The 23,452-nt window shown below is 61.5% G+C and carries 25 protein-coding genes; 18 read left to right on the top strand and 7 right to left on the bottom strand.

Going from position 1 to position 23,452, the window contains the following annotated elements; translation table 11 throughout:
• Positions 1-119 precede the first annotated feature (119 nt).
• Together metR and QCL65_RS07085 are read left to right on the top strand one after the other, a co-directional pair.
• Positions 120-1,037 (top strand): transcriptional regulator MetR, encoded by a 918-nt coding sequence (metR, locus tag QCL65_RS07090; RefSeq protein ID WP_407315543.1) that lies wholly within the window; start codon positions 120-122, stop codon positions 1,035-1,037.
• 21 nt (positions 1,038-1,058) lie between these two features.
• Positions 1,059-2,114 carry an NAD(P)H-dependent flavin oxidoreductase gene (locus QCL65_RS07085; protein ID WP_407315542.1) on the top strand — a complete coding sequence of 352 codons (1,056 nt, stop codon included), beginning with the start codon at positions 1,059-1,061 and terminating at the stop codon, positions 2,112-2,114.
• A gap of 5 nt (positions 2,115-2,119) precedes the next feature.
• Here the strand turns inward: QCL65_RS07085 and QCL65_RS07080 are convergent, their stop codons facing one another.
• The gene (locus tag QCL65_RS07080) at positions 2,120-2,872 is read right to left on the bottom strand and encodes an IclR family transcriptional regulator (protein WP_407315541.1); all 753 of its coding nucleotides are present in this window, start codon (positions 2,870-2,872) and stop codon (positions 2,120-2,122) included.
• A gap of 79 nt (positions 2,873-2,951) precedes the next feature.
• Here QCL65_RS07080 and QCL65_RS07075 point away from each other — a divergent pair, with 79 nt between their 5' ends.
• Genes QCL65_RS07075 through QCL65_RS07060 form a run of 4 tightly spaced genes read left to right on the top strand, consistent with a single transcriptional unit; the run spans position 2,952 to position 7,358 of the window.
• Positions 2,952-4,481: an MFS transporter gene (locus tag QCL65_RS07075; RefSeq protein WP_407315540.1), complete on the top strand. Its 1,530-nt coding sequence runs from the start codon at positions 2,952-2,954 to the stop codon at positions 4,479-4,481.
• Positions 4,478-5,506, top strand: a complete 1,029-nt coding sequence (locus tag QCL65_RS07070) for an HlyD family secretion protein (protein ID WP_407315539.1) — start codon at positions 4,478-4,480, stop codon at positions 5,504-5,506. Before QCL65_RS07075 ends, QCL65_RS07070 begins: the two co-directional genes overlap by 4 nt.
• A gap of 1 nt (position 5,507) precedes the next feature.
• A complete protein-coding gene (locus QCL65_RS07065) occupies positions 5,508-6,911 on the top strand; it encodes an efflux transporter outer membrane subunit (RefSeq protein WP_407315538.1) in 1,404 nt (467 codons plus the stop codon).
• 3 nt (positions 6,912-6,914) lie between these two features.
• The gene (locus QCL65_RS07060; protein ID WP_407315537.1) at positions 6,915-7,358 is read left to right on the top strand and encodes a GNAT family N-acetyltransferase; all 444 of its coding nucleotides are present in this window, start codon (positions 6,915-6,917) and stop codon (positions 7,356-7,358) included.
• Here QCL65_RS07060 and def read toward each other — a convergent pair.
• The 3 genes from def to QCL65_RS07045 all read right to left on the bottom strand — a co-directional run bounded on the left by def (position 7,325) and on the right by QCL65_RS07045 (position 9,145).
• Positions 7,325-7,849, bottom strand: coding sequence for a peptide deformylase (gene def, locus QCL65_RS07055; protein WP_407315536.1), 525 nt, complete (start codon positions 7,847-7,849; stop codon positions 7,325-7,327). The genes QCL65_RS07060 and def overlap by 34 nt on opposite strands.
• A gap of 7 nt (positions 7,850-7,856) precedes the next feature.
• Positions 7,857-8,810, bottom strand: a complete 954-nt coding sequence (locus QCL65_RS07050) for a YihY/virulence factor BrkB family protein (protein ID WP_407315535.1) — start codon at positions 8,808-8,810, stop codon at positions 7,857-7,859.
• Between the two features lie 155 nt (positions 8,811-8,965).
• Entirely contained in the window at positions 8,966-9,145 is a 180-nt protein-coding gene (locus QCL65_RS07045; protein ID WP_407315534.1) for a CsbD family protein, read from the bottom strand.
• Between the two features lie 139 nt (positions 9,146-9,284).
• On the opposite strand from QCL65_RS07045, the gene QCL65_RS07040 reads away from it, so the two are divergent.
• Both QCL65_RS07040 and QCL65_RS07035 read left to right on the top strand, forming a co-directional pair.
• Positions 9,285-9,665, top strand: a complete 381-nt coding sequence (locus tag QCL65_RS07040) for a hypothetical protein (protein WP_407315533.1) — start codon at positions 9,285-9,287, stop codon at positions 9,663-9,665.
• 130 nt (positions 9,666-9,795) lie between these two features.
• Complete coding sequence (locus tag QCL65_RS07035; RefSeq protein WP_407315532.1) at positions 9,796-10,425, top strand: DsbA family protein; 630 nt, start codon at positions 9,796-9,798, stop codon at positions 10,423-10,425.
• Here the strand turns inward: QCL65_RS07035 and QCL65_RS07030 are convergent.
• Entirely contained in the window at positions 10,422-11,267 is an 846-nt protein-coding gene (locus tag QCL65_RS07030) for a S1 RNA-binding domain-containing protein (protein WP_407315531.1), read from the bottom strand. The two genes, QCL65_RS07035 and QCL65_RS07030, sit on opposite strands and share 4 nt — an antisense overlap.
• A 164-nt stretch (positions 11,268-11,431) precedes the next feature.
• On the opposite strand from QCL65_RS07030, the gene QCL65_RS07025 reads away from it, so the two are divergent.
• The 8 genes from QCL65_RS07025 to QCL65_RS06990 all read left to right on the top strand — a co-directional run bounded on the left by QCL65_RS07025 (position 11,432) and on the right by QCL65_RS06990 (position 19,251).
• Complete coding sequence (locus tag QCL65_RS07025) at positions 11,432-11,611, top strand: hypothetical protein (RefSeq protein ID WP_407315530.1); 180 nt, start codon at positions 11,432-11,434, stop codon at positions 11,609-11,611.
• 176 nt (positions 11,612-11,787) lie between these two features.
• Positions 11,788-12,507 (top strand): TorF family putative porin, encoded by a 720-nt coding sequence (locus QCL65_RS07020; protein WP_407315529.1) that lies wholly within the window; start codon positions 11,788-11,790, stop codon positions 12,505-12,507.
• A 91-nt stretch (positions 12,508-12,598) separates the two neighbouring features.
• Positions 12,599-13,465 carry a DUF6279 family lipoprotein gene (locus QCL65_RS07015; protein WP_407315528.1) on the top strand — a complete coding sequence of 289 codons (867 nt, stop codon included), beginning with the start codon at positions 12,599-12,601 and terminating at the stop codon, positions 13,463-13,465.
• Between the two features lie 147 nt (positions 13,466-13,612).
• On the top strand, positions 13,613-14,932 hold the full coding sequence (locus QCL65_RS07010; protein WP_407315527.1) for a T6SS phospholipase effector Tle1-like catalytic domain-containing protein: 1,320 nt from the start codon (positions 13,613-13,615) through the stop codon (positions 14,930-14,932).
• A 106-nt stretch (positions 14,933-15,038) separates the two neighbouring features.
• Complete coding sequence (gene glcD, locus QCL65_RS07005) at positions 15,039-16,538, top strand: glycolate oxidase subunit GlcD (protein ID WP_407315526.1); 1,500 nt, start codon at positions 15,039-15,041, stop codon at positions 16,536-16,538.
• On the top strand, positions 16,538-17,599 hold the full coding sequence (gene glcE / locus QCL65_RS07000) for a glycolate oxidase subunit GlcE (protein ID WP_407315525.1): 1,062 nt from the start codon (positions 16,538-16,540) through the stop codon (positions 17,597-17,599). The genes glcD and glcE overlap by 1 nt, the downstream gene beginning before the upstream one ends.
• Positions 17,600-18,820: a glycolate oxidase subunit GlcF gene (gene glcF, locus QCL65_RS06995; RefSeq protein ID WP_407315524.1), complete on the top strand. Its 1,221-nt coding sequence runs from the start codon at positions 17,600-17,602 to the stop codon at positions 18,818-18,820. It abuts the gene before it with no gap.
• Positions 18,821-18,849: 29 nt separating this feature from the next.
• Entirely contained in the window at positions 18,850-19,251 is a 402-nt protein-coding gene (locus QCL65_RS06990; protein WP_407315523.1) for a heme-binding protein, read from the top strand.
• Positions 19,252-19,307: 56 nt separating this feature from the next.
• Here the strand turns inward: QCL65_RS06990 and QCL65_RS06985 are convergent, their stop codons facing one another.
• Together QCL65_RS06985 and cysK are read right to left on the bottom strand one after the other, a co-directional pair.
• Entirely contained in the window at positions 19,308-20,246 is a 939-nt protein-coding gene (locus tag QCL65_RS06985) for an aspartyl/asparaginyl beta-hydroxylase domain-containing protein (RefSeq protein ID WP_407315522.1), read from the bottom strand.
• Between the two features lie 101 nt (positions 20,247-20,347).
• Positions 20,348-21,322: a cysteine synthase A gene (cysK, locus tag QCL65_RS06980; RefSeq protein ID WP_407315521.1), complete on the bottom strand. Its 975-nt coding sequence runs from the start codon at positions 21,320-21,322 to the stop codon at positions 20,348-20,350.
• Positions 21,323-21,442: 120 nt separating this feature from the next.
• Between cysK and QCL65_RS06975 the strand changes: the two genes are divergently transcribed.
• Positions 21,443-22,522 (top strand): DUF748 domain-containing protein, encoded by a 1,080-nt coding sequence (locus tag QCL65_RS06975; protein WP_407315520.1) that lies wholly within the window; start codon positions 21,443-21,445, stop codon positions 22,520-22,522.
• Between the two features lie 77 nt (positions 22,523-22,599).
• Positions 22,600-23,445 (top strand): AAA family ATPase, encoded by an 846-nt coding sequence (locus tag QCL65_RS06970; protein ID WP_407315519.1) that lies wholly within the window; start codon positions 22,600-22,602, stop codon positions 23,443-23,445.
• Positions 23,446-23,452: the final 7 nt, after the last annotated feature.

Here is a 23,452-nt window from a genome sequence, read left to right as displayed (position 1 = left end):
AATGGTCATCTCTATCGATGCCTAGCGTCAGCAATAGCGCCATTGTCGACAAGCTGAACAACATGAGACAAACTCAACCTATTCTAGCTTTTCACAAATTCTTCTCATGGCCCGCCCTCATGCTCGAGATCCGTCATCTGAAAACCCTGCATGCCCTGCGCGAGGCCGATAGCCTGGTGGAAGCGGCTGAACGGCTGCACCTGACCCAATCGGCCCTGTCGCACCAGTTCAAAGAACTGGAGGAACGCCTGGGCCTGCCGCTGTTCGCGCGCAAAACCAAACCCATTCGCTTCACCAGTGCCGGCCTGCGTCTGTTGCAACTGGCCGACGCCACCTTGCCCCTGCTACGCGCGGCCGAGCGCGACATCGGCCGGCTGGCGGGCGGCACCGCTGGGCGGCTGCACATGGCGATCGAGTGTCACAGCTGCTTTCAGTGGCTGATGCCCACCATCGACCAATTTCGCGACGCCTGGCCCGAAGTCGAACTGGACCTGGCCTCAGGCTTTGCCTTCGCACCGCTGCCCGCCCTGGCCCGCGGCGACCTTGACCTGGTGGTGACGTCGGACCCCTTAGAGCTGGCGGGCATTACCTACGTGCCGCTGTTCACTTACGAAGCCATGTTGGCCGTGGCCAACCAACACCCCTTGGCCAGCAAGCCCTACATCGTGCCTGAAGACCTGGCCAGCGAGACCCTTATCACCTACCCGGTGGAGCGCGACCGCTTGGACATCTTCACCCGCTTCCTGGAGCCGGCCGACGTCGAACCGGCCCAGGTGCGCACCTCGGAATTGACCGTCATGATGATGCAACTGGTCGCCAGCGGCCGTGGCGTCTGCGGCATGCCCCATTGGGCGCTGCATGAATACAGCGCACGGGGCTATGTCAAAGGCAAACGCCTAGGGGACAAAGGCTTGTTCGCGACCTTGTACGCGGGCGTGCGCACTGACATGCTGGATGCACCTTATATGCGCGACTTCTTGCTAACGGCCAAAGACACGTCGTTTTCTACGTTGGAAGGGGTCAGTGCGGTTCGCTAATCCACCGCCCGGAGCCAGCCCATGCCCGCCTTCTGCCAACACCTGAACATCGCCTACCCGATCATTCAAGCGCCTATGGCGGGCACCGCCACCCCGGCGCTGGCGGCGGCCGTCAGCAATGCCGGGGCTTTGGGTTCCATCTCGATTGCCGCCGTGGCGGCCGACGCCGGGCGCGCGATGATTCGCCAGGTACGCGAGGCCACCGCGCGGCCGTTCAATGTCAATGTGTTCTGCCATCGCCCGACGGTGCCCAACCCCGAGGTCGAGCAGGCCTGGTTGAAGCACCTGGAACCGTTTTTCACCGAACTGGGCGCGCCCACCCCTGGCGGCCTGGAGGATATCTACACCAGTTTCTATCACGATGACGCGCAATTGCAGGTGCTGCTGGACGAGCGCCCCGCGGTGGTCAGCTTCCACCTGGGCCTGCCCCCGCAGGCGCGCATCGACGCCTTGAAGGACGCCGGCATCACCCTCTTCGCCTCGGCCACCTGCCTGGAAGAAGCCCTGCGGGTGCAGGCCGCGGGTATCGATTATGTGGTTGCCCAGGGCATCGAGGCCGGCGGCCATCGCGGCGTATTCGACGCCGAGGCGTCCGACAGCCAACTGCCCACCCGAGCCCTGGTGCAAGCGTTGGTCGCCGGCCTGGATATCCCAGTGATCGCGGCCGGGGGCCTAATGGACGGCGCCGATATCGCCGCTATGCTGGCCTTGGGGGCCGTGGCGGGCCAACTGGGTACGGCATTCTTGCTGTGCCCGGAATCAGCGGCCAGCGCCCTGTACCGCGAGCAACTGGCGAGCCCGCGAGCGGCGCACACGGCCTTGACCCGGGTGATTTCCGGGCGACCGGCGCGTGGGCTGGTCAACCGTTTCATGCAAGCGGTCGGCGCCCCAGGGCACCCCGAGGTGCCGGGTTTTGGCATCGCCTACGATGCCGGAAAGCAGCTGATCGCGGCCGCCGCCAAAGCCGGCAACGGCGAATTCGCCGCCCACTGGGCCGGCCAACAAGCCAGCCGCGCAAGGGCCATGCCGGCGGCGCAGTTGGTGCAGGCGCTGAATGAAGAGTGGCTAAGGGCCTGACTGCTTTACATACTGCGCAACGCCGCCACCAGACCGTCCCGGCACGCGATTAGCGCCTGGCGTATTTCCTCCAGGTTGCTTTCGATGCGCCAACTCGGCCCAACGGTCGACACTGCGTAATGCCCTTGGGAGGTCTGCACGCCTATCCCGACCGCCGCAACCCCTGGCGAATGCTCCTCGCGGTCATAGGCAAAACCGTCGCGGCGCACCTCGGCCAGTTGCTCGATCAGCGGCTCGAGGCCTAGTGTGTTGGGGGTGAGCGCGCGCATCTCATTCGCCAGTAAAGTGCGCACGGCGCTGTCTTCTTGGTAAGCGAGCAGCACTTTACCCCCCGAGCTGGCGAAGACTTTGAGGAAATTGCCACTGCTGGGGGCCACCCGCAGCTCTTGGGGCGATATCACCGACTGCAGGATCATCAGGTCAGTCCCACTGGCGTGCACCAGTACCGAGGTTTCGCCGGTTCTGGCTGACAGATCTTCCAGAAACGGCCGCGCCACTTGAGTGATATCGATATGGCTACGTGCAGCCAGGCGCATCAGCGCCGGCCCCAGGCACACGCCGCCCGCGCCACGCACTTCCAGTAACTGTTCCAGCACCAGGGCGTCCACCAAGCGCTGCACCGTCGAACGCGGCAAACCGCTGCGCTTGGCGATCGCCCCCAGGCTCAAGCCCACCGCTTCGTTTTCCAGGCAGCGAAGGATCGCCGCTGCTCGGGAGATCACCTGAATGCCGTTACGTTCTGCCTCGTCGCGGGCCATGCTCATTGCCTCATGTATTGCTGTTCAGTACACTGTATTGATTATCACATCTTGAATCAGTTTAGTCCCAGGTATTTTCGTGTCATCCACCTCCCCCTCTCCTGCTCCAGCGCCGTTCGGCTGGCGCTTGGCTATTGGCCTGATCGGCGTCCTGCTCGCAGCGCTGAGCTCGGGTATCAACGACCGTGTGACCGACCTGGCGCTGGTCGATGTACTCGGCGTATTCGGCCTGGGTCACGATGAAGGCTCCTGGATCAGCTCGGTGTACAGCGCCGCCGAGGTGTCGGCCATGCTCATCGCCCCCTGGCTGGCAGTGACTTTTTCCCTACGGCGCTTCGCCATTGTCGTGACTTTGGCCTTCGCCGGCTTCGGCGCGTTATGCCCGCTGGCACCGAACCTGGAAAGTTTGATCACCCTGCGCGTTCTGCAAGGCCTGGCGGGGGGCGCACTGCCGCCGCTGCTGATGACCGCCGCCCTGCGCTTCCTGCCCTGGCACATCAAGCTCTACGGCTTGTCGGCCTATGCGCTGACCGCCACATTCGGCCCCAACATGGCCATGCCGCTGGCCGCGCTGTGGAGCGAAGAAGGCGCCGACTGGCGTCTGCTGTTTTGGCAGATCATTCCGGTGGGGCTCCTGGGCGCGGCGTTTATCGCCTTCGGCTTGCCCCAGGACCCGCTGCGCCTGGAGCGTCTGCGCCAGGCCGACTGGCGCGGCGCGTTGCTGGGCTGCAGCAGTGTGTGCTTGCTGGTGATCGCCTTGACCCAGGGCGAGCGCCTCGACTGGCTGAACTCACCCCTTATCGCCTGGTTATTGCTGGGCAGCGCGATTACCTTACCGCTGTTTTTGCTCAACGAGTGGTACCACCCGCTGCCGCTGTTCAAGCTGCAATTGCTCGGCCGGCGCAATTTCACCTATGGCCTGCTGACCTTGGTGCTGTTGATGTTCGTGGTGCTGGCCGGCAGTGCCATTCCCGCAGCCCACCTGGCCCATGTGCAGGGCTACCGCACCCTGCAGAGCATGCCGATCGCCCTCAGCATCGGCCTGCCACAACTGTTGCTGGCGCCCATGGTGGCAGCGCTGATCAACCGCCGCTGGGTGGACGCGCGCTATGTCATTGGCATTGGCATTGCGCTGCTGGGCCTGGCCTGTTTTGGCGGCTCGCTGGTGACCAGCGAATGGATTCGCGATGACTTCTACGCCTTGCAAGCCTTGCACGCGGTCGGCCAGCCCATGGTGGTGGTGCCGCTGTTGATGCTGGCCACCGGCGTCATCCACCCGCTCGAGGGGCCGTTCGCTTCGTCGATGGTCAATACCGTGCGCGGTTTGGCGTCGGTTATCGCCGGTGTCGTGTTGGAAAATTTCATTACGGCCCGCGAACATTTTCATTCAAACGTGCTGCTCGACCGCCTTGGCGCGCACCGCGGTGCCCTGCAACCGCTGCTCGATGGGCCGAGCGCCGGTTTGCCAGCGCGGGTGCGCGAGCAAGCTTTCGTGCTGAGTTTCAGTGACGCATTTCTCGCGCTGCTGGTCGTCATTGGCCTGCTGGCGCTGCTACTCCTGGCCGTCCCAACGCGTGCCTATCCACCGCAACCCCCGGTATTGACATGAAACATAGAACTGCCCTTACCCTGGTCGGCGCCGCTGTCGTCGTCTGTGTCGCCTACGTGGCCTACTTACTGCTGCGCCCCAGCAGCGTGCAAAGCACCGATGACGCCTATATTACGGCCGACTCGGTGCTGGTGGCCGCACGTTTGTCCGGGCAAATCCGCCAGGTGGCGGTCAGCGATAACCAGGCTGTCGAGGCGGGCCAACTGCTCGCCCTGCTCGACGACAGCAACTACCTGGCCGACCAAGCCAGCGCCGCCGCCAGCGTCAATGCCGCCCAAGGCGAGTTACACAACCTGGCGGCGACCCTGGAGCGCCAACGCGCCCTGATCGACCAAGCCAGCGCGACCACCCGCGCCAGCGCCGCCTCGCTCAAATTCGCCCAGGCCAACGCCCAGCGTTACCGTAACCTGTCCAGTGCGGGGGCCGGCACCCAGCAGGAACGGCAAAAAGCCGAGGCCGAGCTGCTCAACTGGCAAGCGGCGCTCGACCGTGACAACGCCGCCAAAGCCGCCGCGAGTAAAAGCCTCGATGTGCTGCGTGCCCAACTGGAGGTGGCCCGCGCCACTTTAGGCAAAGCTGAAGCCAATTTGCGCCAGGCCAACCTGAACGTTTCCTACACACGGATCGTCGCCCCGCAGGCCGGACGCGTAGGTCAGCGCTCGGTACGCGTGGGTGCCTATGTCACCCCAGGGCAACCACTGCTGGCCGTGGTGCCCTTACACGAAGCATTCGTCGTGGCGAATTTTCGCGAGACGCAACTGGCCCACATGCATCCCCAACAAGCGGTCGAGGTGCATGTCGACAGTTTTCCCGAGCATGTTTTCAAAGCCCGCGTCGACAGCGTTGCCCCGGCCACTGGTCTGGCGTTCTCAGCGATTGCCCCGGACAACGCCACGGGCAACTTCACCAAGGTGGTGCAGCGCATCCCGGTGAAAATCGTCTTTGAGCCCAACCAGCCTGACCTGCAAGCGTTGCGGGTCGGCATGTCGGTGGTCGCCAGTGTTGAAACCGCCGAGGAGCATTGAGATGAAGCGATTGCCCTTGGCCTTGTTGCTGGCCGGCCTGGCCGGTTGCAGCGTTGGCCCCCATTGGCAGCGGCCTGCCACGGGCCTGCCCGAGCAGTGGTCAGAGCCCACGCAACAAGCCAGGGCCACGCCCATAGACGCGCATTGGTGGCAACGCAGCGCCGACCCTTTGCTGACATCACTGGTGCAGCGCGCCGTGGCTAATAACCTGGACGTACGCAGCGCGGCTAACCGCCTGCAGCAAAGCCGCGCATTGCGCCAGGTCAGCGCTGCCGAGCAACTGCCTGGGCTCAGCGGCCGTAGCGCGTACCAACGCCAGCGCAACAGCGGCGTCGGCCTGAACGACCCGTCGGGCAACGCCGGCGAAGCGCCCTACGAGTTGTGGAGCGCCGCGTTGGATGCCAGTTGGGAGATCGACCTATGGGGGCACGTGCGCCATGCCGTGGAAGCCGCCGACGCCCAAGTGGAGATCAGCCAGGCCGAACGTGACGGCGTGCTGCTGAGCATCAGCGCCGAAACCGCCGTGAACTACCTACGCCTGCGCGGCGTGCAGGCGCAATGGAAGGTCTCCCAGCAGAACCTGGACATCGCTCGACAGAACCGCGACCTGACCCAGACCCGCTATGACAACGGTGTGACCACCCAGCTCGATACGGCCAACGCCGCTGCACAAGTCGCCACCATCGAGGCGCGTCTGCCTACTCTGGACGCTGAACGCGAACGCCTGATCAACGCTCTGAGTTACCTGCTTGACCTGCCCCCGGGCGCTCTACGCAGTGAGCTGGAAGCGACACAACCCTTGCCCACGGTGGTGGCCGACGTGCCCCTGGGCCTGCCTTCGCAGCTGGCCCAGCGGCGCCCCGACATCCAGCGCAGCGAAGCCGCCCTGCGCCGCGCCACGGCTGCCATCGGTGCCGCCCAGGCCGACTTTTACCCGCGGGTTAGCCTGGGCGCCAGCGCGGGGTTTCAGGCGCAGGATGGCGCCGATATCGGTGCCTGGAACGCACGGCAATGGTCATTCGGGCCTAGCCTGTACTTGCCAATATTCCAGGGTGGCCGATTGAGCGGTACCCTGCAATTGCGCGAACAGCAACAACAGGCCGCCGCGTTGGACTACCGCAAGACCGTACTGGGCGCCTGGCATGAAGTGGCCAACGCCGCCAGTGATTACGCGGCCGAGCAACGCCACTACGCAGCCCTCAGCGAGGCCGTGCGGCAGAACGAACTGGCCCTGCGCTCTGCCCGTGAGCGCTACAGCCAAGGGGCGACCGACTTTATCAACGTGTTGAACGTGCAGCGCGCCCTGCTGGAAACCCAAAGTGCCCAAGTCAACAGTGCCACCCAGGCCGGGCTTGACCGAATACAGTTGTACCGGGCGTTAGGTGGCGGTTGGCCCAAGGGATAGAAAATGGACTACGCACGACTCGACGAAGCGCTGCGGCCTTTGCTCGACAAGTTTTACCGCAACCAGCGTAGCGCCATGCGCGGCGTGCCGGGTGCGCAGGCCTGGGTCGCCCGCGCTGGGGATATAGTCGCCGCATTGAATCTCGCCCCGGTGCCGGGTGGCTATTGGCTGACCGGCCTGCTGGTCGCCGAAAACCAGCGCCGCCAGGGCATTGCCCATACCTTGTTGGGCCATGCTTTAGCTACCTGTGACGGGCCGACTTGGCTATTCTGCCACCCCGACCTCATTGGGTTTTATCAACCCTTGGGGTTCACCACCTGCACGGCCTTGCCCCCAGCGCTGGCCGAGCGGCTCAAGCGCTATCAACGCACCAAGGAGTTGGTAGCACTGCAGGCGCCCGCCGCAGGCTTAGCTTATTTAAGCTCGGGAAACAGCACTTCGGTGTAGCCGAACTGGCTGAAGTCACTGATGCGCGAAGGGTACAGTCGACCAATCAGGTGATCGCACTCGTGCTGCACCACCCGCGCATGGAAGCCGCTGGCTTCGCGCACGATGGCGTGGCCTTCGGGGTCTAGCCCTTCGTAGCGAATGCGCTGGTACCGCTCAACCATGCCGCGTAACCCCGGCACCGACAGGCAGCCTTCCCAACCCGCCTCGGTCAAGGGAGCCAGCGGCGTGATCAAGGGGTTGAGCAACACGGTTTGCGGTACTGCCTCGGCCTGGGGATAACGCTCACTGTGCTCGAAGCCAAAGATGACCAATTGCAGGTCGACGCCAATCTGCGGCGCCGCCAGGCCCACGCCCCCCACGTGCTCCATGGTCTCGAACATATCGGCGATCAGCCCGGCCAGTTCGCTGGAGCCCAGCATGCTGGGAGGCACCGGTTCGGCAATGCGCAGTAAGCGCTCATCGCCCATTTTGAGGATTTCCCGAATCATGCTGGCCTCAGTTATGCCCGGCGTCGACCGGCGCAGAGTGGTCGCGGCCCAGCCCCACTTTGGGCGCTTGGGTGGTGGAAGGGTCTGCCTGGTCAGGGTCTTTGGCGCCTTTGTCCTTGCCCTCGGCCGACATATGTTCAATGACCGCGTTCATCTCTGCCCCCAGCAGCAGCACCGCCGCCGAAATATAAAAGTACAGGAGCAAAACGATGATCGCACCGATACTGCCGTACATCGCATTGTAGTCAGCAAAGGTTTTTACGTAGTAGCCAAAACCCAGCGAGGCCACGATCCACACCACCACGGCCAATACCGAGCCTGGAGTGATGAAACGGAAATCCTGTTTCACATCCGGCATGGCGTAATAAGTGACCGCCACGGCGATCATCATCAAGATCACGATCAGCGGCCAGCGCAGAATTGTCCACAGGGTTACGATGAAGTCTTCCATGCCGATTTGCGCGGCCAGCCAGGTGATCACCTGTGGCCCGGTCACCATCAACGCGGCAGCGGCCAGTAACATGCCGGCGATACCGATGGTGTAGAACACCGATAACGGAATGCGCTTCCAGGCAGGCCGCCCTTCCACTACGTCGTAGGCGGCATTCATGGCGCTCATCATCAGGCGTACACCGGCCGAGGCGGTCCACAGTGCGATGACGATACCAATGGACAGCAAGCCGCCTTTGGACTGTTGCAACTGGTCAATCACCGGGTTGACCTGCTCCAGCGCCTGCGGTGGCAGGACCAGCTCCGATTGCAGGCGTAGCCAGGAGAAAAAGTCCGGCAAGTGCAGGAAACCGATCAAGGCGATCAGGAATAACAGAAAAGGAAACAGCGAGAACAGCATCTGGTAGGCCAGTGCGGAGGCATAGGTCGACATTTCGTCATCGACGAATTCTTTGACGGTGCGCACCAGTACGCGCCAAAACGGCAAATTTTGCATATTTGGAAAGATCATAGCGTCTCCTTACACCCTCTCGCCCGGCGGTCGCAATCAGCGAGTTTTACATCAAACCGGTACGCTTGACGATGGCGCGTTTATTGTCGAGCACACAGCACAGCGGCCATCATAGGATGGCCGCTGGATCATGCATGAGGGCTCTGGCCCTCATCTCATGGCTTTTTTACAGCATCTTTAACCTTGCCAACGGTTTGCTGGGCTTCGCCTTTCTTTTCTTGAATCGCGCCTTCAACCTGAAGTTTTTCGTTGCCGGTCACTTTGCCCACGCCCTGCTTTACATTACCGGCCGCTTCGTTGGCTACGCCTTTGATCTTGTCGGTGGTGCTGCTCATGATGATTCTCCAATGGGGAAGATAGCGTCATTTGTCTCGACATAGAGTTGACTGGCGGGCCGCGCGCAGAGTTTCAAATATTTTCTGGTCTTGTGCGCCAGAGCCTTTAAAATGAGCCGCTAATTGAACAGGACCCACCATGAAACTCGATAAACCCCAGGCCATCGCCCGCCGCAACCAAGCGCTGGGCGGCGCGGTACTCGGCATGAACAACTGCCATTTCACCGAACTGGACCGGCGCCGCAATATCTGGTGGTTCGATATCCCAGTCAGCCGCATTCAGGTCGGCCAATATGAATGGATACACCTGTTGCTGCACAACCCGCAGACCGATCAGCTTGTGCACCTGAAAATCACCACCGCCTTCCTGCGCGAGAACCTCGACAACCTCACCGTGCGCAACGCCGGCAAGCGCAAGTCGACCCTCAGCCTGGAACTCAGCGCCGACAAAGACTCCTTTCTCAAGGACGTCCGCCCCACCGCCAGCGGCCTCGGCTTCGCCACCTTCGTGCAGGCCTGAGCCTAGCCGCCACAGGTAGCCCGCGGCGCACGTGCGTCGCTTCATCGGCAACCGGCGCGTAAAAAAGGATTTTTTCGACTCCGTCACGGTCATTCAAAAAGACCCGTTGACGCGAGGAGACGCCTGCCCCATGACGCATAAAAGCCCACTGGATATTCATATCTGGAGCGACTACGTCTGCCCGTTCTGTTACCTGCAACTGCCACTGTTAGCCCGCCTGCAGGAAGACTTCGAAGAAGCTGTCAAAGTTACCTGGCATGCCTTCGAGCTGCGCCCGGAACCGGTCGACACCCTCGATCCGAACGGCGAGTACCTGCGCTCGACCTGGAAACGTGCGGTCTACCCGCTGGCACTCGAACGCGGTATGCAGCTGCAACTGCCACCGGTGCAGCCGCGCAGCCGGCTAGCCTTCCAGGCCAGCGAGTTCGCCCGTGATCGTGGCGTTTTCGAAGCGTTCCACCTGAGCGTTTTCAAAGCTTTCTTTGAGCAGGGCCTAGATATCGGCCAACCCAGCGTACTGCTGTACTTGGCCGAGGCCTTAGGGTTACCCCGTGAGGAACTGGCCGTGGCGCTGGGTAAACGGCATTATTTGCCCAGAGTCCTGGCCGACCAGGCCCAAGCTGAACGTTTGGGCCTACGGGGCGTACCCGGTGGGGAGATGCGTGGCGTGGGAGAAGGCCTGGGCGAAGGCATCGCGCTAAATGGCGCGCTGCCTTATGAGCGGCTCTACAACGCCGTGAAGGCGCGCCTGGACAGTTAGACCGTGGCAACCAGCTCGATGCGATCAGCGTGGATCACAATTCGGCCTTCTTTATAAAGCGCGCCGATCGCCTTTTTGAAGTTGCCTTTGCTCACGCCGAACCATTCGCTGATTAACTGAGGGTCGCTCTTGTCACTGACCGGCAGCACACCGGCATTGTCGGCCAGTTTCTGCAGAATCCGCGCGTTCAGGCTGCCCTGGGCTTGGGCGCCCACCGGCTGCAGACTCAAGGCGATTTTGCCGTCGCTGCGCAGCTCTTTGATAAAGCCCTTTTCCTGCTTGCCCGAGCGCAAAAACTTGAAGACTTCGTTCTTGTGGATCAAGCCCCAATGCTTGTTGTTGATGATGGCCTTGAAACCCATGTCGGTCTCTTCGGCCACCAACAGGTCGACTTCCTCGCCGACGCTGTAAGTGGCGGGCAGTTTGTCGAGGTAACGGTCTAGCCGCGCCGTTGCGGTGATACGGCGGCTGCGTTTGTCGAGGTAAACATGCACCACGCAATACTCACCCGCCTTCATCTGGCGCTTTTCTTCGGAGTAAGGCAGCAAGAGGTCCTTGGGCAGGCCCCAGTCGAGAAATACGCCGATGCTGTTGACCTCGACCACCTTCAGGCTGGCAAACTCGCCGACCTGAACTTTGGGCTTTTCAGTGGTAGCGAGTAACTTGTCTTCGCTATCGAGGTAAACGAACACATTCAGCCAGTCTTCATCTTCACTGGGAATGTCTTTGGGGATGTAACGATTGGGCAGCAGAATCTCGCCGTCAGCCCCGCCGTCCAGGTACAACCCGAAATCCGTATGTTTAACCACTTGCAAACTGTTGTAGCGCCCGACCAAAGCCATTGATGAATCCTCATTTCCAGGGACGCATTCTACCCGACTTTGCTCCCGCGACGCCCCTATTTACAGGGCGCACTGACTATTGACACCCTCATTAATCCAACAAATAGTCTGACTTTCCTGTACAATCGCTGGCCCTATTCATTTTTGACAGGTCAGTGGCAGCCATGCGCGTTAAAGCATCCACCAGTAAAGCCAAGCCGGCTCCAGCGGTAGAAACCAGCGAGTCGATCAATGCTCAAATCGCTGCGTTCTTGAAATCCGGTGGCGAGATTCAGCAGATCGCCAAGGGTGTTAGCGGCCAAACGTTCACGCCGTCCAAGCACATCAGCCTCGGTAAGAAGTAACTCCTTTCAGGTATCGGGCCCGTGGGCAACATGCCCACTGCCTGCCTCGCTGTCACCTCGCACACATTCACCTATCACTTATGTTCCATGCAATCGACGAATGGCGCCCCCACGGCGCATTTCGCCGTTATGCTGGCAGGCGTCTAAGTCGGGCCTTTCAGCCGATGGAGCCGAAAATGCTGAAAAAAAGTATTGTTCTGATGGCCGGCCTTATGGCTCACCCTGTTGCCTCTGCACAGCTGTTGCAACGTGATTTGGGTGACTTCGACCTGAAACTCGGCACCACCCCATCGCGCAGCATGGCTCAGGGCTTGATCAAGCCTTCGGCGGCCAGTTCGCTGCACGGCGGGCTCGACCTCACCCACGAGAGCGGCTGGTACGTTGGCCAGTGGTCACCCAGCATGGGGCTGACCTCCACCAGTAATTTGGAAATCGACTCCTACGCGGGCTTCAAACACTCATTCGACAGCACCCTCGGCTACGAGGTCGGCATGATCCACTACAGCTACCCTGGCCTCGACACCGCCGACACCCACGAGCTGTACACCGGCCTGCGGCTTTACGGCACGCGCTTCGGCGCAGCGTTCAGCAACACCCCCGAGAGCCGTAACAGTACCTTGTTCGCCAACCTCGGCGGCTTGCCGTTGCTGGATATAGACGTCAGCTTCAAAGTCAGCAACCACCAACTGGGCACGCCGTTTTCCATTGACGGCAGCAACGACGTTTCAGCTTTCAACGACTGGTCACTGCAGCTGTCGCGCTCATTCATGGGCCTGGACCTAAACCTGACCTACACCGATTCCGACCTCAGCGGCCCTAGCTGTGGCGCCTATTCGGGGCACAATTCCCAGTGCGAAGCCGTATTGACCGTGCAAGCGGTGCGTTCACTGTTCTGAAATCGAGACGGCAACCTGGCTGAACCTGCACGCGCACCCTAGGCTCTATAGACCACGTATAGACCACGTATGCCAACGCAGGGAACGCCCCATGTCCGTCCGACGCCTCTCCCACTGTGCTGTTCTATTGCTCGCTGGGCTCGTGCTCAGCGCTTGTAGCCGCGTCGATTTGGCCTACCGCAACCTCGACGTTTTAATTCCGTGGTCGGTAAACGACTATCTGGACATGAACCGCGAGCAGAAAAGCTGGTTCGATGAGCGCCTTGAAACCCATCTGCGCTGGCACTGCACGACCCAGCTACCGGCGAACCTTGCCTGGCTGGACCGAATCAAAACCATGGTGGCCAGCAATCAAGTGGACACGGCGGCGCTACAAGCCCGAACCGCCGAGGCCAAGGTCGCGATCCGCCAGATCGCTGAAGAAGTCACCCCATCTGCGGTCGAGCTATTGCGCGGGCTTGACGACAACCAGGTGCGCGCCATGCAACAGGCTTTCGCCGAAGACCTGGCGCAGCGGCGGAAAAAATATGTGGCTCTGCCCCTTGCCGAGCAGATCGAGGAACGCGCCCAACGCATGGAGAAGCGTTTGAGCCCCTGGCTGGGTTCACTCAACGCGGCGCAACAGCAGAGCATCCAAACCTGGTCCAGTAGCCTCGGCGAGCAAAACCGAGAATGGACCGATAATCGTGAGCACTGGCAGAACCTGCTGATCGCGGCTTTGCAGCAACGCCAGAACGCCGACTTCCCCGCGCGCGTCGCGCAACTGCTACAACAGCGTGAAACCCTGTGGACTCCCGAATACCGGGCCGCCTATGGCCGCACCGAACAGGCGGCGCAAACCTTATTGGTCGCACTGGCCCAGGCCAGCACCGAGCAACAGCGCGCCCGCCTGGAACAACGCCTGGGCAAATTGCATGCTGATTTCAGCAAGCTCGATTGCCTCAAAAAGGCTTCGTAGGTTCGTCTGAACCTTCCCACCCTTATTGAAGAACAAAGCCCTGGTACCGAGGGCTGTTACCCGACTGACCGTGCATCGCCTATTCACTAGCATTGCCCTTCGACACCTCCAGCGCCCTAAAGGGCTTGGTCGACAAGGACGGTCACCATGGATAACCCTTATACCTTACGCATAGGCGTATTCTTTGACGGCACCGGTAACAATCGGCACAACGCAGACCTACGGGCCACTGCTCCCTCCTGTCAGCAAGACAGCTACGCCAACGCCAAAAGCAACATCGCCAAACTCTTCGAGCTCTACCCGCGCTCGGCTACCGATGCACATGGCACGGTGGCAAGTATCTATGTAGAGGGTGTCGGCACTTTGGGTGGGCACCCCGACACCCTGCTGGACAAAGTGACAGGCACAGGCAATACCGGCATGCAAGCCAAGGTCCAGCACGCTGTCGAGCGGGCCGCCGCGCACATCGAAGCCTTGGGCACTGGCGTGCGGGTCAGTCATTTACGTTTCGACCTGTTCGGTTTCAGCCGCGGCGCAGCCGAGGCGCGGCACTTCGCCAACGAACTGGCATTGGGGCCTGGCAGCCCCCTGGCAATGCTCAGCCGCCATTCGGATCACCTCGCCGAGGGTTTCGACTGGAGCTTTGGCCGCTGTGTCAGCATCGCTTTCATCGGTCTGTTCGACACGGTAGCCACTCGCATGGATCTATACGCTGCCACCCCCGGCGCAGAAAGCCAGCTCAAACTGCGGCTAGCACCCGGCATCGCCGACCACATCGCTCATTTCGTAGCGCGCGATGAGCACCGTCATCACTTTCCCCTGAGCCCCACCACCGATGCCGACCTGCTCGTACCTGGCGCCCATGCCGATATCGGCGGGGGCTATCGCCCCTGCTGGCACGAAGAATTGCACCTAAGCCGGCCCTGTCGCTCGACCGTAGACCGCCACGTGGCCAACGAAAGCAGCCCCAGCTATCAGCTGGCTCAGCAGCAACAACGCGAGCTTGCACCCGCGCTGGAACGCTATGGCTTCGCTCTGGCGATCAAAACCTGGGCCAACCCTTTTCACCTCACGGCCCGGGGCGATCACCAGTCAGGTAAACACGTGCACGCAGCTCTGGTCGGGCGCCGCGAAGTTCAGCATCAGTTGGCCCACGTCTATGGGCAAGCCATGCACGAACTGGCCTCGAGCAAAGGGGTGCCTTTCAATCCCCTGCGGGCTCAAGACCCGGCCCTGGTGCTTCCCGATGAGTTGCTGGGTGCCGCCGGTAAAATCCGTCAGTACCTGCTAGGGCGCCAGGCAGACTTACTGCTCAGCGATAGTGAGGAGCGCCTACTGAAGCGGCGTTACATCCATTATTCGAGCCATTGGAACAGCCTGAAGGCCGCCCCCGTCAGCGACCTCGATGCTCTTTACCCCAATCGGCCAGCCACTGACCGCAGGCGGCTTTTGACGCTGGCCGACTGAGGCCAAGCCTAAAAACGGGTATGACCAGCCCAACATAAGCTGGACAGCCGCATCGCAATAGCCCAATCATGCAGTCACAACAATAACGACCCAAGTGGTTCGCCACATGAATATTCTCTACGACGAGCGGGTAGACGGCGCGCTGCCAAGCGTAGACCGGGCGGCGCTGCTCCATGCGCTACACCAGCGCGTGCCTGACCTGCCCCTACTGCACCGGCCTGAAGAGCTACAGCCCTATGAGTGCGACGGCCTCTCGGCTTATCGCACCACGCCCATGTTGGTGGCACTGCCAGAGCGCCTCGAACAGGTCGCCGCTTTACTCAAGCTGTGCCATGAATGGGGCGTGCCAGTGGTTGCCCGGGGTGCCGGCACGGGTTTGTCCGGCGGCGCCCTGCCGTTGGATAAGGGCATACTGCTGGTCATGGCGCGCTTTAAGCAGATCCTCGAGATCGACCCGGCGGCCCGTATCGCACGGGTTCAACCTGGGGTGCGCAACCTGGCGATTTCCCAGGCTGCCGCGCCCTACGGCCTGTACTACGCCCCTGACCCTTCCTCGCAGATCGCCTGCTCCATCGGTGGCAACGTGGCGGAGAACGCGGGGGGCGTGCACTGCCTCAAATACGGCCTGACCGTGCACAACGTGCTCAAGGTGGACATGCTGACGATCGAAGGCGAGCCCATGACCCTGGGCAGCGAAGCCCTCGACTCACCTGGCTTTGACCTGCTGGCGTTGTTCACGGGCTCGGAAGGCATGTTGGGGATCATCACTGAAGTGACGGTCAAACTGTTGCCCAAACCACCCGTGGCAAAGGTGCTGCTGGCCAGTTTTGACTCGGTCGAGCAAGCCGGCCGCGCCGTGGCCGAGATCATCGCCGCCGGGATCATCCCCGGCGGTTTGGAGATGATGGACAACCTGGCGATCCGCGCGGCGGAAGATTTCATCCATGCCGGTTACCCGGTGCACGCCCAAGCGATCCTGCTGTGCGAGCTGGACGGCGTGCAAGCCGATGTCCATGACGACTGCCAACGGGTCCACGCGGTGCTTAGCGCCGCCGGGGCCACTGAAGTGCGGCTGGCGCGTGACGAAGCCGAACGGATGCGTTTCTGGGCCGGGCGCAAAAATGCGTTTCCAGCCGTGGGCCGCTTGTCTCCAGACTACTACTGCATGGACGGCACCATCCCGCGCCGCGCCCTACCGGGTGTGCTCAAAGGTATCCAGGCACTGGCCGATGCATATGCGCTGCGGGTGGCCAATGTGTTTCACGCAGGCGACGGCAATATGCACCCGCTGATCCTGTTCGACGCCAATAAGCCGGGCGAACTCCAGCGCGCCGAAGCGCTGGGGGGCAAGATACTCGAGCTGTGCGTGGCCATGGGCGGCAGCATCACCGGTGAGCATGGTGTCGGCCGCGAGAAGATCAACCAAATGTGCGCTCAGTTCAGCCACGATGAACTGACCCTCTTCCACGCGGTAAAAGCCGCTTTCGACCCCAAACGCCTACTCAACCCTGGGAAAAATATTCCGACGCTGCAGCGCTGCGCCGAGTTCGGGGCCATGCATATCCACCAGGGGCAATTGCCGTTCCCCGAACTGGAGCGGTTCTAATGGCCGAACAGGACTTCGACGCCAGCGCCCAGTGGCTAGAGGCCGTTAACCAGGCCTTGGCCGAGGGCACGCCCCTGGCCGTGCAGGGCAGCGGCAGCAAAGGCTTTTTGGGCCACCCGGTAAACGCGCGGCCGTTCGATACCCGCGGCCATCGCGGCATCGTCAGCTACGACCCCACCGAACTGGTGATCAGCGCCAGGGCGGGCACGCCGCTGAGGGAATTGCAGGCCGCCGTGCAAGCCGCCGGGCAAATACTGCCATTCGAACCTCCCAGCCTGGGCCCCGACGCCACCCTCGGCGGCATGGTCGCCGCCGGCCTGTCCGGCCCCCGCCGGCCGTGGGCAGGCTCGGTGCGCGACTATGTGCTGGGGACCCGCGTAATCACCGGCCACGGCAAACACCTGCGCTTTGGCGGGGAGGTCATGAAAAATGTCGCCGGTTACGACGTCTCGCGCCTGCTGGTGGGCAGCCTCGGCTGCCTGGGGCTGATCACCGAGGTCTCGCTCAAGGTACTTCCGCGGCCCAGGGCCTGCGTCAGCCTGCGTCTACCCATGGCACCGGCCCAGGCCCTGCAACGCCTGACTGAATGGGGTTGCCAGCCGCTGCCTATCAGCGCCGCCTGCCATGCCGGCGAGCATTTGATGTTGCGCCTGGAGGGTGGTGAAGGCTCGGTCGCGGCAGCGCGCGAACGGCTGGGGGGTGAGCCGCTGGACTCTAGCTTCTGGAGCGAACTCAACGAACGACGCCTGGCCTTCTTTGCCGACCCGCGCCCGCTGTGGCGCCTGGCCGTGCCCAATGCCTGCACTGCACTGGGACTGCCAGGCGAGCAATTGATCGATTGGGCCGGCGCGCAACGCTGGCTAAAAAGCGACGCGAGCGCGACCTTGATCCGTACCGTTGTTAGCAAAGTGGGCGGCCATGCGGCCTGCCATACGCCCGGCGCCTGTTCTGAGCCATTTGAGCCGCTCGCGGCAATACTGCTGCGCTATCACCAACAGCTGAAGTTACAACTCGACCCCCAGGGCATTTTCAACCCTGGCCGAATGTACCCGGAGTTCTGAATGCAGACTCACCTCAGTGAACAGGCGCGCGCCCTGCCCCGCGCCCAGGAAGCCGAAGACATACTGCGCAGTTGCGTGCATTGCGGCTTCTGCAACGCCACCTGCCCCACCTATCAATTGCTCGGTGACGAACTGGACGGGCCGCGTGGGCGCATCTACCAGATCAAGCAGGTGCTCGAAGGCCAGCCCATCACCGCCCACACGCAACTGCATCTGGACCGCTGCCTGAGCTGCCGCAGCTGCGAAAGCACCTGCCCTTCCGGGGTGGACTACCACAACCTGCTGGACATCGGCCGAGCGGTGGTCGACGAAGCCTTGCAACGGCCCGTTAGCCAACGCTGGCTCAGGGCCGGGCTACGTGCCGTGCTGCCCCACCCGCTCGCCTTTCAGGCCCTACTGGCTGTGGGCAGGCAACTGCGGTCGGTATTCTCGCAAAATCTAAAAGACAAACTCCCCGAGCAGACGATAGCGGCCAAACCCAGGCCGACGCGCGAGCATGCCCGCCATGTCTTGCTGCTCGAAGGCTGCGTACAGCCGGGCCTCTCGCCTAACACCAATGCCGCCACCGCTCGGGTGCTCGACCGTCTGGCCATTAGCGTCACCGCCGCGCCCCAGGCCGGATGCTGCGGCGCGCTGGACTATCACTTGGATGCCCAGAGTAAAGGGCTCACCCGCGCCCGGCGCAATATCGATGCCTGGTGGCCGGCCATCGAAGCCGGAGCGTACGCCATTGTGCAGACAGCCAGTGGCTGCGGCGCCTTCGTCAAAGACTACGGCCACCTACTGGGCCACGACCCGGCTTACGCGGCCAAGGCGGCGACGGTCAGCCGCCTGGCCAAGGACCTGGCCGAAGTGCTGCGCGACGAGCCACTGGAGCAACTCAGCCTAAGCGGCCAGCAACGGCTGGCATTTCACTGCCCCTGCACTCTGCAGCACGCGCAGAAACTCGCCGGGGTGGCTGAAGATATCTTGCGCCGGCTGGGCTTTCATCTGACAGACGTCCCTGACGCGCACCTCTGCTGTGGATCGGCCGGCACCTACTCGCTGACTCAGCCCGAACTCTCCCGGCAACTGCGCGATAACAAGCTGGCCGCGCTGGAAAACGCTCGACCGGACATCATCGCAACGGCCAATATCGGTTGCCAGACACACCTGGCCAGCGCCAGTAGAACACCCGTGCGGCATTGGATCGAACTGGTCGACGCCGCACTGAATCCTTGAACCCACTCACTCCACCGGAGCACCTAGCCATGCAAAGCAAAGCCATTCTGGGTCACGCCGAAACCACGCGCATCCTCGCCGGTGCCCGCGCCGAAGCTCTGAAAAACCATTGGGCCGTTGCGATTGCCATAGTTGACGATGGCGGCCACTTACTTGCGCTGGAACGCCTGGACAACGCAGCCCCCAGCGCCAGCTACATCGCCACTGGCAAGGCGCGTACCTCGGCCCTGGGGCGTCGCGATTCGAAAGTGTATGAGGACATGGTCGCGGGCGGGCGCACGGCGTTTCTTTCTGCTGACCTGATGACCTGCCTCGAAGGCGCCGTACCGATCCGCCACGACGGCCAGGTCATTGGGGCGATTGGCGTTTCCGGGGTCAAAGCCAGCGAGGACGCCCAAGTGGCCCGGGCAGGGGCCGCGTGTTTGGAGTGAGCGCCGTGCTTGAGATCAGTAGGCCAGGCCCCTACCCAGGGCCTGATCGCTGATAATCAACCGAAGAGCCAGTAGCCCAGCAACGTCAAAACAGCAACGGCCAATACCGGGCGCAATATCCGGTAAGCCTTGGGGTTGGCGCGCTTGAAGCGTTTGACCTTGCCGCTGAAGCCATCGCTGAAGCGTTTGCTGAAGGCGTAGGCGCGGTTGATCCCGCCGACCCGCTCGTCATCCAGGTTCTGCGGCGCTGTGGCGCGCCCCAGAAATGCGCTGACGCTTCGGTTGATGCGGGTCATAAAACGATTGCTGAGGGGCCGTTCGATGTCGCAGAACAGGATAACCCGCGTGTGCTCGGTTTCATTCTTCACCCAGTGCACGTAGGTCTCATCGAACATGACGTCTTGCCCGTCACGCCAGGCGTACACCTGGCCGTCGACATAGATGCGGCAATCGTCCGAATTAGGCGTGGATAAGCCCAAGTGATAACGCAACGACCCGGCGAACGGGTCGCGATGAGGATTCAAGTGACTACCACCCGGCAATAGCGCGAACATCGCGCCTTTGACATTAGGAATGCTGTTGACCAGCGCGACAGTCTTGGGGCAGAGCAAATCTGCGGAGGGCAGGGATTTGTCGTACCACTTCAGGTAAAAGCGCTTCCAGCCCTTCTTGAAGAACGAGCCAAACCCCGCATCGTTATTTTTTTCAGCTGCCCGAATGTAGCCTTCGTCGAACAGGTGCAGGGCTTCTTCGCGGATGGTTTCCCAGTTGTCACGCAGGGTGTCGAGCTCCGGGAACTTGCTGCGGTCCAGATACGGCTTGGACGGCACAGCGGAAAACAGATACATCAGGGCGTTATAGGGGGCAAACAACGCCGAATGGTTGACGAATTGGCGCAGTACCGGCAACCGCGCCTTGCCACGCAAATGAACGTAGAGCGTGCTCCCTAGAAATAGCAGAAGCAAGGCGGCCTTGGCGGCGAACGAGAGGGTCATGCAACAACTCCATGGATGGGCAGTCCGCCATGATAAACCCTGGCGGCGTCGGCAAAAACCCGCAGCACATGACATTCGTCCGCTACCTGCGCTGGATCAACTCACGCTTGCAGCTCTTGCTCGCTGAACAGGTCGCTGAACAGCATGCTGGAGAGGTAGCGCTCGCCGGAGTCCGGCAGGATCACCACGATGGTCTTGCCCTGCATTTCCGGCTTCTCGGCCAGGCGCAGCGCCGCTGCCATGGCTGCGCCGCAGGAAATACCGCAGAGGATGCCCTCCTCCTGCATCAAGCGTAGGGCCACGGCCTTGGCTTCGTCGTCGCTGACCAGCTCGACCCGGTCGAGTAGGCTCAAATCGAGGTTTTTCGGAATGAAACCTGCGCCGATTCCTTGGATTTTGTGCGGCGCGGGGGTAATCGGCTGACCGGCCAGTGCCTGGGTAATGATGGGCGAGCCAATGGGCTCGACCGCTACACTGACGATAGACTTTTTCTGCACTTGTTTGATGTAACGGGAAATACCCGTGATGGTGCCCCCGGTGCCGACGCCTGCGACCAGCACGTCGACCGCGCCATCGGTGTCATTCCAGATTTCCGGCCCGGTGGTCTTCTCGTGGATCGCCGGGTTCGCGGGGTTTTCGAACTGCTGCGGCATAAAATACTGCTGAGGGTCGCTGGCGAGTATCTCGGCAGCCTTCTCGATGGCGCCCTTCATGCCCTTGGCCGCTTCGGTCAACACCAGTTCGGCGCCCAGCGCCTTGAGCACTTTGCGCCGCTCCAGGCTCATGGACGCTGGCATGGTCAGCATCAGTTTATAGCCGCGGGCGGCGGCCACGAAGGCCAGGCCGATACCCGTGTTGCCGGAGGTCGGTTCGACGATGGTCATGCCGGTTTTCAGTTTGCCCGTGCTTTCGGCGTCCCAGATCATGCTGGCGCCAATACGGCATTTGACCGAGTAACCCGGGTTGCGGCCCTCGATTTTCGCCAGCACGGTGACGCCCCGCGGGGCCAGACGATTGATCTGCACCAGCGGCGTATTACCGATAGAGTGGGCGTTGTCGGCGTAGATTCGGCTCATGGTAGGGTCCTTTTAACACCAGCGAAAAGCCAAAGGGTATGCCGGGCGCGTGAGCGAGTCCAGTCGAACGGAATCGACCTGGCACAGTCCATCACTGTACTAACGTTACGGAACTTTTCCATGAGACGTCGCTACCGCTGGCCATTAATCACCTTGTGCATCCTGGTGACCCTGTTGTTGTCTCTGCACGTGGCACTTTCGGTGCTGGTGCGCAACTACCTCAACGAAAAGCTGCAAAACATGGGCGATTACAGCGGCCAAATCGGTGATGTCAAACTGGAGCTGTGGCGCGGGGCCTACCGCATCCAGGACCTGGAGATCGTCAAAGCCGACGGCAAGGTGCCAGTGCCTTTGCTCAAAGTTGCGCAAATCGACCTAGCCGTCAGTTGGCATTCGCTGTGGTACGACCATGCGGTAGTGGCGGAAGGTGAATTGCTGCGCCCGGAATTGAACTTCGTCGACGGCGGCGCCAACGACAAGGAAGCCTCCCAGACCGGTGCCGGCACCGATTGGCGCGAGCAGGTGAAGAAAATCGTGCCACTGACCCTCAATGAGGTGCGCATCATCGATGGCACCTTGACCTTTCGCAACTACAACTCCAAACCCAAGGTCGAGCTGCGGGCCAATCAAGTCAATGCCAGCCTGTATAACCTCACCAATGTGCAAGACCTGCAAGGCAAGCGCGACGCGCGTTTCGAGGGTAAGGCGCTGCTGTTTGGCCAAGCGCCTGTGGAAAGCACCGCTACTTTCGACCCGCTCAGCGATTTCGAAGACTTTGAATTCCGCCTGCGGGCCACGGGTGTGGAGTTGCGCCGCCTGAACAGTTTTTCCAGCGCCTATGGCAAGTTCGACTTTAACGCCGGCACCGGCGACCTGGTCATTGAGGCGGACGCCGACAAAGGCCAGTTGAGCGGCTATATCAAACCACTGCTGCACAATGTCGATGTGTTTAATTGGCAGCAAGATGTGCAGAACCAGGACAAAGGCATCCTGCGTTCCATCTGGGAAGCCGTGGTCGGGGGTAGCGAAACCGTGTTGAAAAACCAGAACGAAAACCAGTTCGCCACCCGCGTCACCCTCAGTGGCAATGTGCACCAGCAGAACATCAGCGGGCTGCAGGCCTTTTGGCAGATCCTGCGCAATGGTTTCGTGCAGGCGTTCAACGCCCGCTACGAGCAGCCGGCGCCTCAAGCCAAGTAACACCGTGGTGTTTGGTCAGTGGCGCGGCACTGGTCTATAGTCCGCGCCAGAGTTTCTAACCGTTCGAGGAAGCTTCAATGAAATTTGAAGGCACCGGCGCCTATATCGCCACCGCCGACCTGAAATTGGCGGTCAATGCGGCGATCACCCTGCAGCGCCCCTTGCTGGTCAAAGGCGAACCGGGCACCGGTAAGACCCTGCTGGCCGAACAACTGGCTGAGTCCCTGGGCGTCAAGCTGATCACCTGGCATATCAAGTCGACCACCAAGGCCCACCAGGGCCTTTATGAATACGACGCTGTGAGCCGCCTGCGCGACTCGCAACTGGGGGTCGACCGGGTTCATGACGTGCGCAATTACCTGAAGAAGGGCAAGCTTTGGGAAGCGTTCGAGGCTGACGAGCGGGTCGTATTGCTGATCGATGAAATCGACAAGGCCGACATCGAGTTCCCTAACGACTTGTTGCAAGAACTCGACAAGATGGAATTCTATGTCTATGAAACCGACGAGACCATCAAAGCCCGGCATCGCCCCATCATTATCATCACCTCGAATAATGAAAAGGAATTACCCGACGCCTTCCTGCGTCGCTGCTTCTTCCATTACATCGCTTTCCCCGACCGCGCCACGCTGCAGAAAATCGTCGACGTGCACTTTCCAACCATCAAGCAGAGCCTGGTCAGTGAAGCCCTGGACGTGTTTTTCGACGTCCGCAAAGTGCCTGGCCTGAAGAAAAAACCCTCGACTTCCGAGCTGGTCGACTGGCTGAAACTGCTGATGGCCGATGACATCGGTGAGGCCGTACTGCGCGAGCGCGACCCCACCAAAGCGATCCCACCCCTGGCAGGGGCGCTGGTGAAAAACGAGCAAGACGTGCAATTGCTCGAACGCCTGGCGTTCATGAGCCGGCGCGGTAATCGCTGAACCTGTC

Source organism: Pseudomonas sp. nanlin1, from assembly GCF_045571515.1.
Classification (GTDB): Bacteria; Pseudomonadota; Gammaproteobacteria; order Pseudomonadales; family Pseudomonadaceae; genus Aquipseudomonas.
The sequence above is the reverse complement of the archived record's forward strand: the minus strand, read 5'-3'. Positions and strand labels throughout refer to the sequence as shown.

Excerpts from the sequence above, each read along its gene's own strand:
- metR (WP_407315543.1), top strand. The coding sequence starts at position 120 with ATGCTCGAGATCCGTCATCTGAAAACCCTGCATGCCCTGCGCGAGGCC.
- QCL65_RS07085 (WP_407315542.1), top strand. The coding sequence starts at position 1,059 with ATGCCCGCCTTCTGCCAACACCTGAACATCGCCTACCCGATCATTCAA.
- QCL65_RS07080 (WP_407315541.1), bottom strand. The coding sequence starts at position 2,872 with ATGGCCCGCGACGAGGCAGAACGTAACGGCATTCAGGTGATCTCCCGA.
- QCL65_RS07070 (WP_407315539.1), top strand. The coding sequence starts at position 4,478 with ATGAAACATAGAACTGCCCTTACCCTGGTCGGCGCCGCTGTCGTCGTC.
- QCL65_RS07065 (WP_407315538.1), top strand. The coding sequence starts at position 5,508 with ATGAAGCGATTGCCCTTGGCCTTGTTGCTGGCCGGCCTGGCCGGTTGC.
- QCL65_RS07060 (WP_407315537.1), top strand. The coding sequence starts at position 6,915 with ATGGACTACGCACGACTCGACGAAGCGCTGCGGCCTTTGCTCGACAAG.
- def (WP_407315536.1), bottom strand. The coding sequence starts at position 7,849 with ATGATTCGGGAAATCCTCAAAATGGGCGATGAGCGCTTACTGCGCATT.
- QCL65_RS07050 (WP_407315535.1), bottom strand. The coding sequence starts at position 8,810 with ATGATCTTTCCAAATATGCAAAATTTGCCGTTTTGGCGCGTACTGGTG.
- QCL65_RS07045 (WP_407315534.1), bottom strand. The coding sequence starts at position 9,145 with ATGAGCAGCACCACCGACAAGATCAAAGGCGTAGCCAACGAAGCGGCC.
- QCL65_RS07040 (WP_407315533.1), top strand. The coding sequence starts at position 9,285 with ATGAAACTCGATAAACCCCAGGCCATCGCCCGCCGCAACCAAGCGCTG.
- QCL65_RS07035 (WP_407315532.1), top strand. The coding sequence starts at position 9,796 with ATGACGCATAAAAGCCCACTGGATATTCATATCTGGAGCGACTACGTC.
- QCL65_RS07030 (WP_407315531.1), bottom strand. The coding sequence starts at position 11,267 with ATGGCTTTGGTCGGGCGCTACAACAGTTTGCAAGTGGTTAAACATACG.
- QCL65_RS07025 (WP_407315530.1), top strand. The coding sequence starts at position 11,432 with ATGCGCGTTAAAGCATCCACCAGTAAAGCCAAGCCGGCTCCAGCGGTA.
- QCL65_RS07020 (WP_407315529.1), top strand. The coding sequence starts at position 11,788 with ATGCTGAAAAAAAGTATTGTTCTGATGGCCGGCCTTATGGCTCACCCT.
- QCL65_RS07015 (WP_407315528.1), top strand. The coding sequence starts at position 12,599 with ATGTCCGTCCGACGCCTCTCCCACTGTGCTGTTCTATTGCTCGCTGGG.
- QCL65_RS07010 (WP_407315527.1), top strand. The coding sequence starts at position 13,613 with ATGGATAACCCTTATACCTTACGCATAGGCGTATTCTTTGACGGCACC.
- glcD (WP_407315526.1), top strand. The coding sequence starts at position 15,039 with ATGAATATTCTCTACGACGAGCGGGTAGACGGCGCGCTGCCAAGCGTA.
- glcE (WP_407315525.1), top strand. The coding sequence starts at position 16,538 with ATGGCCGAACAGGACTTCGACGCCAGCGCCCAGTGGCTAGAGGCCGTT.
- glcF (WP_407315524.1), top strand. The coding sequence starts at position 17,600 with ATGCAGACTCACCTCAGTGAACAGGCGCGCGCCCTGCCCCGCGCCCAG.
- QCL65_RS06990 (WP_407315523.1), top strand. The coding sequence starts at position 18,850 with ATGCAAAGCAAAGCCATTCTGGGTCACGCCGAAACCACGCGCATCCTC.
- QCL65_RS06985 (WP_407315522.1), bottom strand. The coding sequence starts at position 20,246 with ATGACCCTCTCGTTCGCCGCCAAGGCCGCCTTGCTTCTGCTATTTCTA.
- cysK (WP_407315521.1), bottom strand. The coding sequence starts at position 21,322 with ATGAGCCGAATCTACGCCGACAACGCCCACTCTATCGGTAATACGCCG.
- QCL65_RS06975 (WP_407315520.1), top strand. The coding sequence starts at position 21,443 with ATGAGACGTCGCTACCGCTGGCCATTAATCACCTTGTGCATCCTGGTG.
- QCL65_RS06970 (WP_407315519.1), top strand. The coding sequence starts at position 22,600 with ATGAAATTTGAAGGCACCGGCGCCTATATCGCCACCGCCGACCTGAAA.